General features: G+C 70.2%; 9 protein-coding genes and 1 pseudogene. 3 read left to right on the plus strand and 7 right to left on the minus strand.

The genetic code is table 11. The annotated features are described in order from the left end of the window. The first annotated feature begins 32 nt into the window (after window positions 1–32). Window positions 33–1,619, plus strand: coding sequence for an adenylate/guanylate cyclase domain-containing protein (locus tag E4P42_RS06820; protein ID WP_135124349.1), 1,587 nt, complete (start codon window positions 33–35; stop codon window positions 1,617–1,619). Here the strand turns inward: E4P42_RS06820 and topA are convergent. The 3 genes from topA to E4P42_RS06835 form a co-directional block, all read right to left on the minus strand. Then, a complete protein-coding gene (gene topA, locus E4P42_RS06825; RefSeq protein WP_135124351.1) occupies window positions 1,616–4,432 on the minus strand; it encodes a type I DNA topoisomerase in 2,817 nt (938 codons plus the stop codon). The genes E4P42_RS06820 and topA overlap by 4 nt on opposite strands. Before the next feature lie 121 nt (window positions 4,433–4,553). Continuing rightward, the gene (locus E4P42_RS06830) at window positions 4,554–5,147 is read right to left on the minus strand and encodes a hypothetical protein (RefSeq protein ID WP_135124353.1); all 594 of its coding nucleotides are present in this window, start codon (window positions 5,145–5,147) and stop codon (window positions 4,554–4,556) included. Window positions 5,148–5,309: 162 nt separating this feature from the next. Continuing rightward, the gene (locus tag E4P42_RS06835; protein WP_011562175.1) at window positions 5,310–5,513 is read right to left on the minus strand and encodes a cold-shock protein; all 204 of its coding nucleotides are present in this window, start codon (window positions 5,511–5,513) and stop codon (window positions 5,310–5,312) included. Window positions 5,514–5,821: 308 nt separating this feature from the next. Between E4P42_RS06835 and E4P42_RS06840 the strand changes: the two genes are divergently transcribed. Then, window positions 5,822–8,146 carry a DEAD/DEAH box helicase gene (locus E4P42_RS06840; protein WP_135124355.1) on the plus strand — a complete coding sequence of 775 codons (2,325 nt, stop codon included), beginning with the start codon at window positions 5,822–5,824 and terminating at the stop codon, window positions 8,144–8,146. A gap of 276 nt (window positions 8,147–8,422) precedes the next feature. After that, window positions 8,423–9,454, plus strand: a complete 1,032-nt coding sequence (locus tag E4P42_RS06845; protein WP_135124357.1) for a PAS domain-containing protein — start codon at window positions 8,423–8,425, stop codon at window positions 9,452–9,454. Between the two features lie 5 nt (window positions 9,455–9,459). Here E4P42_RS06845 and E4P42_RS27370 read toward each other — a convergent pair whose 3' ends face one another. The 4 genes and pseudogenes from E4P42_RS27370 to E4P42_RS06860 all read right to left on the minus strand — a co-directional run. Next, window positions 9,460–9,801 carry an Rv3654c family TadE-like protein gene (locus tag E4P42_RS27370; protein WP_245233910.1) on the minus strand — a complete coding sequence of 114 codons (342 nt, stop codon included), beginning with the start codon at window positions 9,799–9,801 and terminating at the stop codon, window positions 9,460–9,462. Continuing rightward, the gene (locus E4P42_RS27375) at window positions 9,791–10,075 is read right to left on the minus strand and encodes a TadE family type IV pilus minor pilin (RefSeq protein ID WP_245233914.1); all 285 of its coding nucleotides are present in this window, start codon (window positions 10,073–10,075) and stop codon (window positions 9,791–9,793) included. The genes E4P42_RS27370 and E4P42_RS27375 overlap by 11 nt, the downstream gene beginning before the upstream one ends. A 41-nt stretch (window positions 10,076–10,116) precedes the next feature. After that, the gene (locus E4P42_RS06855) at window positions 10,117–10,323 is read right to left on the minus strand and encodes a DUF4244 domain-containing protein (protein WP_135124361.1); all 207 of its coding nucleotides are present in this window, start codon (window positions 10,321–10,323) and stop codon (window positions 10,117–10,119) included. Between the two features lie 48 nt (window positions 10,324–10,371). Further along, window positions 10,372–10,642: pseudogene (locus tag E4P42_RS06860) on the minus strand (type II secretion system F family protein); the annotation flags it as partial.

Below are 10,642 nucleotides of genomic sequence, written 5' to 3' on the forward strand. Positions count from 1 at the left end.
TAACGGCCGCCTGCGCCCGATACGGTTAATGCGTGGCAACGGAAGCGATACCGATCGGACGGATCAGTGCATTCGTCCGTTGGGTCGCGCGCACCCCGTGGCCGGTGTTCACGCTCGGCATGCTGCAGGCCGACATCATCGGCGCGCTGTTCGTGCTGGGCTTCCTGCGGTTCGGCCTGCCGCCCGAGGACCGCATCCAGCTGCAGGACCTGCCGGCGTTCAACCTGGCGATCTTCCTGGGCTACCTGTTCGTCTCGTTCACCGTCGGCGCCTACCTGAGCCTGCGACTGCTGATCCCGGTGATCCGCTGGCAGCGGCGCGACACGCTGCTCGCCGACGGTGACCCCACCAGCACCGCGATCGCCCGCGCCCGGGCGCTGCGCATGCCGTTCTACCGCACGATCATCAGCGTCGCGAACTGGTGCCTCGGCTCGATCGTGTTCATCGTCGCCAGCTGGCCCGTCGCGAGTAAGTCGGCACCCGTCGTCGCCGTCGCGACCGGCCTCGGCGCCACCGCCACCGCAATCATCGGCTACCTGCAGTCCGAGCGGGTGCTGCGGCCGGTCGCCGTGGCGGCGCTGCGCGGTGGAGTACCGGAGAACTTCCGCGCGCCCGGCGTCATCCTGCGCCAGGTGCTCACCTGGGTGCTGTCGACGGGCGTCCCCCTGCTGGCGATCGTGCTGGCCCTGGTTGCCAGCGAGTTCGAGTTCCTGTCCGCACCGGCCGAGCGGCTCACCATGCCGATCCTGCTGCTCGCCATCGCCGCGTTGGTGATCGGGCTGTCCGGCACCGTGCTGGTGGCCATGTCGATCGCCGATCCGCTGCGCCAGTTGCGGTGGGCGCTCGGCGAGGTGCAGCGCGGCAACTACAACGCCCACATGCAGATCTACGACGCCAGTGAGCTGGGGCTGCTGCAGGCCGGCTTCAACGACATGGTCCGCGACCTGTCCGAACGGCAGCGGCTGCGCGACCTGTTCGGCCGCTATGTCGGCGAGGACGTCGCCCGCCGCGCGCTGGAGCGCGGCACCGAACTCGGCGGCCAGGAACGCGACGTCGCGGTGCTGTTCGTCGACCTGGTCGGGTCCACCCACCTCGCCGCGACCATCCCGGCCGCCGACGTGGTCAACCTGCTCAACGAGTTCTTCCGCGTCGTCGTCGACACCGTGAACCGGCACGGCGGCTTCGTCAACAAGTTCCAGGGCGACGCCGCACTGTGCATCTTCGGCGCCCCGATCGAACACCCCGACGCGTGTGGCGCGGCGCTGGCCGCCTCCCGCGAACTGCACGATGAACTCATCAAGGTGCTGGGTCAGACCGACTTCGGCATCGGGGTCTCCTCCGGGCGGGCGATCGCCGGCCACATCGGCGCGCAGGCCCGCTTCGAATACACGGTGATCGGTGACCCGGTCAACGAGGCCGCCCGCCTCACCGAGCTGGCCAAACTCGAACAGGGTCACGTGCTGGCCTCGGCCATTGCGGTCAGCGGCGCGCTGGACGCCGAGGCGCTGTGCTGGAACGTCGGCGAGACCGTCGAACTGCGCGGCCGCATCGCCCCGACACAGCTGGCCCGCCCGGTGAACCTGATGTCGCCGAGCGAAGTGACCAGCGACGCCCGCTAGGCCTTCTTGGCCGCCCGCTTCGCCGGGGCCTTCTTCGCGACGGTCTTCTTCGCGGCCTTCTTGGCCGGCGCCTTCTTTTTCACCGGACCCCGCGCGCGCCGGTCGGCCAGCAGCTCCGAGGCACGCTCGTCGGTGATGGACATGACGTCGTCGCCCTTGCGCAGGCTGGCGTTGGTCTCCCCGTCGGTGACATAGGGGCCGAACCGGCCGTCCTTGATCACCATCGGCTTACCCGACGCCGGGTCGGTGCCCAGCTCGCGCAGCGGCGGCGCCGCGGCGGCCTGGCGGCCGCGCCGTTTCGGTTCGGCGTAGATCTTGAGCGCCTCGTCGAGCGTGACCGTGAACATCTGCTCTTCGGTGGCCAACGACCGGGAATCCGTGCCGCGCTTGAGGTAGGGCCCGTAGCGACCGTTCTGCGCGGTGATCTCCTCACCGGAATTCGGGTCGACCCCGACCACCCGCGGCAGCGACAGCAGCTTCAGGGCGTCCTCGAGCGTGACCGTCTCCAGATCCATGCTGCGCAACAGACTTCCGGTGCGCGGCTTGGGCCCCGTCGGCTTCTTGCCCTTCTTGGCGCCGCTGCCCGCAGTGCCATCGTCGGGGTCCTCCGACGCAGGTTCGGGCAGCACCTCGGTGACGTACGGCCCGTACCGCCCGTCCTTGGCGACGATCTCGTGCCCGGTCTCCGGGTCGACACCCAGCGAACGGCCCTCTTGCGGTGTGGCGAACAGCTTTTCGGCGAGTTCGAGCGTCAACTCGTCGGGAGTCAGCTCGTCTTTGAGGTTGGCCCGCTGGGGGGTGGGCTCGCCGTCGTCGCCGACGACCATCCGCTCCAGATACGGCCCGTTGCGGCCGACGCGCACATTGATGGCACGGCCTTCGGAATCGTCGAACAGCTTGATGGAGTTGACTTCTCGCGCGTCGATCTCTTCGAGGTTGACGCCGACGAGCTTCTTGAGCCCGCCCGACCGGGCGATCGAGTCCTCGACGCCGTGCTCGCCACCGAAGTAGAAATTGGACAGCCAGTTGGTGCGCCGCTCGTGACCGGCGGCGATCTCGTCGAGCTCGTCCTCCATCGCCGCGGTGAACCCGTAGTCGACCAGGCGGCCGAAATGCTGTTCCAGCAATCCGATCACCGCGAACGCCACCCACGAGGGCACCAGCGCGCTGCCCTTCTTGTGGACATAGCCGCGGTCCTGGATGGTCTTGATGATCGAGCTGTACGTCGAGGGCCGGCCGATGCCGAGGTCTTCGAGCGCCTTGATCAGCGACGCCTCGGTGTAGCGGGCCGGTGGGCTGGTCTGGTGCCCGTCCGGGGTGAGTTCCCTGGCGTCGACGCGCTGACCCTGCGTGAGGTTCGGCAGCCGGCTCTCGGCGTCGTCGGCCTGCCCGCCGGCGAGCTCGTCGATGCTCTCGACGTAGGCCTTGAGGAAACCGGCGAACGTGATGGTGCGGCCGCTGGCCGAGAACACCACCTGCTCGCCGGACGCCGCCGCGCCGCCGATCCGCAGCGACAGGGTGGTGCCGCGCGCGTCGGCCATCTGGGAGGCGACCGTGCGCTGCCAGATCAGCTCGTAGAGCCGGAACTCGTCGGTGTCGAGCTGGGCGTGCAGCTGGCCCGGCGTCTGGAACACGTCCCCGGCGGGCCGGATCGCCTCGTGCGCCTCCTGGGCGTTCTTCACCTTGCGGGTGTACTGACGCGGCGACGGGTGCACGTACTCCTCGCCGTAGAGCTGCCGGGCCTGATTGCGGGCGGCATCAACAGCGCTGGCCGACAAAGTGGTCGAGTCGGTACGCATGTAGGTGATGTAGCCGTTCTCGTAGAGCCGCTGCGCGATGCTCATCGTGCGCTCCGAGGAGAACCGCAGTTTGCGGCCGGCCTCCTGCTGCAGCGTCGAGGTCATGAACGGCGGGTACGGCTTGCGGGTGTAGGGCTTCTGCTCGACCGACGACACCGACAGCTGCGCCCCGCGCAGACCGGTCGCCAGCGCGTTCGCGCCGGCCTCGTCGAGGACCAGCACCTCGTCGGGCCTGCGGACCTGCCCGAGGGAGTCGAAGTCGCGCCCGGTGGCCACCCGGCGTCCGTCGACGCTGTTGAGCTTCGCGGTGAACGTGGGCGGGCTGGCCTGCTCATCGGAGACGCTGGCGTCCAGCAGCGCGCTGACGTCCCAGTAGCCGGCGCTGCGGAACGCCATGCGCTCGCGTTCCCGCTGCACGATGATGCGGGTCGCCACCGACTGCACCCGGCCCGCCGACAGCTTCGGCGCGACCTTCTTCCACAGCACGGGGCTGACCTCGTACCCGTACAGCCGGTCGAGGATGCGGCGGGTCTCCTGCGCGTCGACCAGCGCGTTGTCCAGGTCGCGGGGGTGCTCGGCGGCGTTGCGGATCGCGGGCTCGGTGATCTCGTGGAACACCATCCGCTTGACCGGCACGCGCGGTTTGAGCGTCTCGAGCAGGTGCCAGGCGATGGCCTCACCCTCACGGTCGCCGTCCGTCGCGAGATACAGCTCGTCAACCCCCTTAAGGAGGTCCTTGAGTTCCGATACCGTGTTCTTCTTGTCGGGGCTGACGATGTAGAGCGGTTCGAAGCCCTCGTCGACGTTGACGCCGAGGCGCGCCCACGGTTCGGATTTGTACTTGGCCGGCACGTCGGCGGCCGCCCGCGGCAGGTCACGGATGTGCCCGCGGGAGGACTCGACGATGTAATTGGAGCCCAGATATCCGGCGATTTTGCGCGCCTTGGTCGGCGACTCGACAATGACGAGTCGCCGCACGCTACCGTTTCCGCTCCCGCGGCTACCGTCAGCCAACTGGTCCAGCTCCACTTCTCAAGTTGCCGTTCAGCGCCGGATAACTGTCGTCGACGCCTGCCGGCACCTGACAATTTCGCACCCTACGCGGACCGACGCAAACTGACCCCCTCGTCACGGGTCAGTCGCTACGGGGCCATTGTGACAACGCCTCGGACCGCTCGGGTGGTTCCCCCACCGTCTCTACCAGGCGTGTCAGCCGTCGGCGGCCACTGATCCGCAACGCCGGCCGCGACCCCCTGGTACCGATCAGAGTAGGTGCGATTCCCACCCGCATCATCGCCGACGCCAGTGGCGAATGGGTGTCGGGGGCGTGTGGGTCGAGCCCGAGGAGGTAGCCGTTGGGCTCGCGGGCACCCGCCGCCAACGTCCACGCCCGCAGTTCGCGGGGACCGGGCAACCACTGCGACGGGACGGTCTTGACCGCACCGCGGGTCCACTCGGCCGCGATCGCGACCAGCCGGGGTTCCACACCGGTGCGCACCAGCGGGGTGTTCTCGTCGGTCCGGGAGATCTCCGGCCGCAGTCCGGCGTCGGTGATCATCTCCGCGAGCGCCTCGGCCCGCCACAGATCGTCGACCACGACCGACAGCCGGGCGCCCTGGTCCCGGCCGCTGCCCACCAGCACCACCTGACCGGGCGCGGCGAGCAGCCCGGTGAGGTCGGCGACGGCGGGCGGGACCGCGTCGGCCGAGAAGAAGGACAGCTGGCTCACGGGTCGACAGTAAGCCAGTCCGCAGCCCCGGACGGAGCGCCGCCCGCGACGGCGGGTTGAAATGTGACCTCGGCTCCGACCCGACGCTCGGCCCCGGATACGACAACACCCCCGGCGATCCGTGGTGACGAACCGGCGGGGGTGTTGTGTGAGTTCGCTGTACTAGATGGTGCGCACACCCGTAGCTTGCGGCCCCTTGGGGCTCTGGCCGACCTCGAACTCGACCTTCTGGTTCTCCTCCAGGGTGCGGAAGCCGCTGCCCTGAATCTCCGTGTAGTGGACAAACACGTCAGCGGAGCCGTCTTCGGGGGCGATGAAGCCGAACCCCTTCTCCGCGTTGAACCACTTCACAGTTCCCTGTGGCATTTCCTGTTGTTTCCTTTTCTTCTTCTCCGGGTGCGGTCCACCGTTTCGGTACACCGGGCCCGTTCCGACCGCCATCCTTCGTGGAGTCGTCGGAACTCGACCCGACCTACAACCCTCGCAGGAACCGCGATCGCAACGTCGATCCTGCGAGTGCTAGTACACGAACACAGAAGCTGCGACCGCGCTAAGTCAACCACGTTCAGCGCTGGTGCGACAGTCTCGGCTCGGTTCCGTTGGGGAACAATTCACCTGTGTGGTGACGCCCGGCCCGGGTGCACCGTTACGGGCGTGTTTCGGAGAGGTCAGACGTGTCGGATTTCGGCCGCGAGCTGCTGGCTTGCGCGGTGGCGGGCGTAGGCGCCGACGAGCATCCGCTGCGCCACGTCGCCGACCTGCCGCCCCGGCGCGGGCAACCCCGGCCGTGGCCGCAGTGGGCCGACCCAGATGTGGTGCGCGCATTCGTTGATCGGGGCGTGCAGGCGCCATGGTCCCACCAGCGGGTGGCGGCCGATCTGGCGCACGACGGCCGGCACGTCGTGCTGTCCACCGGGACGGCGTCGGGCAAGTCGCTGGCCTATCAACTGCCGATCCTGTCGGCCATGGCGACCGAGCCACGGACGCGCGCACTGTATCTCTCACCGACCAAGGCCCTCGGCCACGATCAGCTGCGCACCGTGCAAGCCCTCACCGAGGCGGTGCCCGCGCTGCGCGATGTCGCCCCGGCGTCCTACGACGGGGACAGCCCCACCGACGTCCGCCGCTTCGCCAGGGAGCGGTCGCGCTGGATCTTCTCCAACCCGGACATGATCCACCTGTCGCTGCTGCGCAACCACGCCCGGTGGGCGGTGTTCCTGCGCCACCTCAAGTTCATCGTCGTCGACGAATGCCACTACTATCGCGGCATATTCGGCTCGAACGTCGCGCTCGTGCTGCGTCGGCTGCTGCGGCTGTGCGCCCGCTACTCGGCCGGCGCCGGGCCGACGGTCGTGTTCGCCAGCGCCACCACCTCCTCTCCGGCGATGACCGCGTCGGAACTGATCGGCCAGACCGTCACCGAGGTGACCGACGACGGCTCCCCGCAGGGTGCGCGCACCGTGGCGCTGTGGGAACCGGCGCTGCTGAGCGAGCTGGTCGGCGAGAACGGCGCCCCCGTACGGCGATCCGCCGGCGCCGAGGCCGCGCGGGTGATGGCCGACCTGGTCGCCGAGGGGGCGCGCACGCTGACCTTCGTGCGGTCCCGCCGCGGCGCCGAGCTCACCGCGCTGAGCGCGCGCGCCCGCCTCGAGGAGGTCTCGCCCGAACTCGTGGAGCAGGTGGCGTCCTACCGCGCCGGCTACCTGGCCGAGGACCGCCGCGCGCTGGAACGCGCGCTGTCCGAGGGGCATCTGCGCGGGATGGCCACCACCAACGCCCTCGAACTCGGCGTCGACATCGCCGGTCTCGACGCCGTCGTGATGGCCGGGTTCCCGGGGACGGTCGCATCGTTCTGGCAGCAGGCGGGCCGCTCGGGTCGCCGGGGCCAGGGCGCGCTGATCGTGCTGGTCGCCCGGGACGATCCGCTCGACACCTATCTGGTGCACCATCCCGGTGCGCTGCTGGACAAACCGATCGAGCGGGTGGTGATCGACCCGGCCAACCCGTACGTGCTCGGCCCGCAATTGCTCTGCGCAGCAGCCGAATTGCCCTTGACCGCGGCCGAGGTACGGCAGTGGGGCGCCGAGGACGTGGCCGAGGCGCTGGTCGACGACGGCCTGCTGCGGCGGCGGGCAGGCGGCTACTTCCCCGCCCCGGGGCTCGACCCGCATCCGGCGGTCGACATCCGCGGAGGCAGCGGCGGCCAGATCGCGATCCTGGAGAGCGACACCGGCCGCATGCTCGGCAACGCCAACGTCGGACAGGCCGCGGCGTCGGTGCACCCGGGCGCGGTGTACCTGCACCAGGGCGAGAGTTACGTCGTCGACTCCCTGTCCTTCGAGGACGGGGTGGCGTTCGTGCACGCCGAGGACCCCGGCTACACCACCTTCGCCCGGGAACTGACCGACATCTCGGTGACCGGGCCGGGTGAGCGGGAGACATTCGGGCCGGTGACCGTCGGGCTGGTCCCGGTGACGGTGACCAACACCGTGGTCGGCTACCTGCGGCGCACCCTGGGCGGGGAGGTCATCGACTTCACCGAACTCGACATGCCGCCGCGCACCCTGGACACGATGGCGGTGATGTGCACGATCACACCGGAAGCGTTGCAGCACAACGACATCGATGTGCTGCGCTGGCCCGGCTCGCTGCACGCGGCCGAACACGCCGCAATCGGGTTGCTGCCGCTGGTGGCCAGTTGCGACCGCGGCGACATCGGTGGGGTCTCGACGGCGGTCGGCCCCGAGGACGGGTTGCCGACGATCTTCGTCTACGACGGGCATCCGGGCGGGGCCGGCTTCTCCGCTCGAGGTTTCCAGCAGATCCGCACCTGGTGGGCGGCCACCGCCGCGGCGATCGAGGCGTGCGAATGCCCGGCCGGGTGCCCGTCGTGCGTGCAGTCACCGAAGTGCGGCAACGGGAACGATCCGCTGGACAAAGCGGGGGCGGTGGCGGTGCTGCGCCTGGTGCTCGGCGAGCTGGGCAACGACCGCGGCTGACCGGTGAGTGCGACCGACCCCTCGACGGTCGACTCCCCGCACGGCACTGCCGGACGCCCAGCACACAGACGTTGCGGAGAACGGTCGGACAACGCGATCCGTTCCCTCTCCCGTGAGGGGAGACGCGCACGCAAAGTACCTCGTCACAGAACATGCCCGCAACTCGAACGAACCTGGTCACGACCTCTATGACCGGGCGGGCGGGGCGGTTGTGCACGGAATCCGCAGCCCGGTTTCCGGGGTCCGGCGGTGGGGGCCGCCGGTAAAATGGCGCACATGAGCCACGACTGGCTACTCGTGGAGACACTCGGTAGTGAGCCCGTCGTCGTCGCGCGCGGTGTGCAGACCAAGAACATGGTTCCTGTCAGCGCGCTCCTGCGGCGCAACCCGCACCTGATGGCCGTGCAGACCGCCATCGCCGAGACCGTCCGGGCCGGGCACGGGCTGTCGAGCATCACGCCGAAGAACGACCGCGTGATCCGTACCGAGGTGGTGCAGATGACCGACGGCCGCATCCACGGGGTGCACGTCTGGATCGGGCCGCCCGATACCGAACCCCCGGAGCGGCCGGTGCCGGGCCCGCTCGTCTGGGACCTGACCACCGGCATCGCGACCGACACCCCGCAATCCCTGGCCAACAGTGGCCGCGACCCCGACCGCGAGCAGACCCACGGCCGGTCGCTCGCCGACGATCTGCCGATGCGCGACCTCAACCCGAGTGAGGCCACGGTGTTGTCGATGGTGATCAAACCGGAAGTGGGCCAGACGTTCTGCAGCACGTGGGAGGTCACCGACCACCGGGGTGAGTTGATCACGGTGGGCTTCAGCGCCCGCGCCGTGCTGGAACGCCAGGACGACGATTCCGAACGATTGATCTGCCGGGCGATGAACTGGCGGGCCGAGCGGGACGGTCCGGCGGTGCCGCCCGATCACCTCGCCCAGCGGATCCTCAACGGACTGGCCCAGTCCGGGGTGCACCGGGCGCTGGTCGACATCGACACGTGGAAGCTGCTCAAGTGGCTCGACGAGCCCGCCCCGTTCTACGACTGGCGCGCCAACGAGGTGCATCCCGACGACGGCATCCACCTGGCGCGGATGATCATGGAGTTCCCCGCGGGCACCACCACCGCGATCCTGCGGATGCGCACCAGCGAGGAGACGTGGACCCCGGTGCACGTGACGATCAACCGCATCGAACTCGCCCCGGATACGTTCGCCGGTCTGGCCTCGGTCCGGCTGCCCACTGACGAGGAACTCCGCACCGCCCAGCGATCGGCGCTGGCCGACGTGCCCGGCGCCGCGGACTGACCCGCTCACACCGGTCCGGCGCGGGCCGCGGCGCGGGCGGGCCCCACCCCCCACGGGTCGAGGCCGACGGCGGCGTCCACCCGCACCACCACGTCCAGGCCGGTGATGTCGCAGCCGGTCACCGCGACGCCCATTCCCGACGCCACGGCCGATGCTCGCGCGCAGGCGGTTGCGGGTCCCGACGGCAGATGCCCGGCCGCGGCCACCGCGGCCAAGTCGGCCGCCGCCTGCGCCCGGTGCCGCGCCACGACCGCCGACCCGACCATCGCCAGCCCCGCCGTCACGATCAACACCACCGCCACGGCGGCGACCGCGAACAGGCTGGCCGACCCGGAGTCATCGCACACCGGGTTCGGCCGCCGCGACGGCGCGTGCGGCGATCTCGACGCCGGGCAGCAGGGCCGCCCGCGCGGTGACTCGCGCGACCACCAGGTCACCCTCCCAGCGGATCTCGACCGCCGCCCCGGCCGGCGCCACCCCGCGCGCGGCGGCGGTGGCACTCTGGTCCCCGCGGGCGGCCAGGCGGGCCGCCTCGCGCGCGGCGTCCAGCCAGCGCACCTGCGCAGCGATGGCCGACAAGCCGGCAACACACAGCGCGACGACCACCACGAGCGCCGCGATCGCGAACGCCGCCTCCGCGGTGACACCGCCGGAATCATCGCCTACACATTGGTGTTGAGCGCCCGGCTGATGATGTTGGTCAGCGCGCTGACGATCGAATCGCCGGTCACCACGGTGTAGAGGATCGCGCCGAACGCCGCCGCGGCGATCGTGCCGATCGCGTACTCGACGGTCGACATCCCCACGTCGTCGACCGCGAGCCGGGCCAGCCGCGACCGCAATTCGTTGACCATCTCCCTGCCCGACATCCCGTCCTCCTTCGTTACCGCCCGCGGACCGTCCGCGCGCGCACATCGTCACCACAGCCCCGACCGCAGCACGTCGCCGGCCAGACCCGCGACCACCGGAACCACCCCGAGGCACAGGAACGCCGGCAGGTAACACACCCCGAGCGGGGCCGCGATCAGCACCGCCGCCCGCTCGGCTGCGGCGCGGGCGGCGTCCGCGGCCCCACTGCGGCTTTCGGCGGCGAGGTCGGCGACACCGGCGGCCAGCGCCGCTCCCGAATCCGCCGACCGGCGGGCCAACCGCACCAAAGCGCGGGTGTGCTCGTCGTGCGGCGGACCG

The organism is Mycobacterium sp. PS03-16, from assembly GCF_004570325.1.
Taxonomy (GTDB): Bacteria; Actinomycetota; Actinomycetes; order Mycobacteriales; family Mycobacteriaceae; genus Mycobacterium.

What these genes read in the sequence shown, in the direction of transcription:
- E4P42_RS06845 (WP_135124357.1), top strand. Translation starts at nt 8,423, where the DNA reads ATGAGCCACGACTGGCTACTCGTGGAGACACTCGGTAGTGAGCCCGTC.
- E4P42_RS06855 (WP_135124361.1), bottom strand. Translation starts at nt 10,323, where the DNA reads ATGTCGGGCAGGGAGATGGTCAACGAATTGCGGTCGCGGCTGGCCCGG.
- E4P42_RS06835 (WP_011562175.1), bottom strand. Translation starts at nt 5,513, where the DNA reads ATGCCACAGGGAACTGTGAAGTGGTTCAACGCGGAGAAGGGGTTCGGC.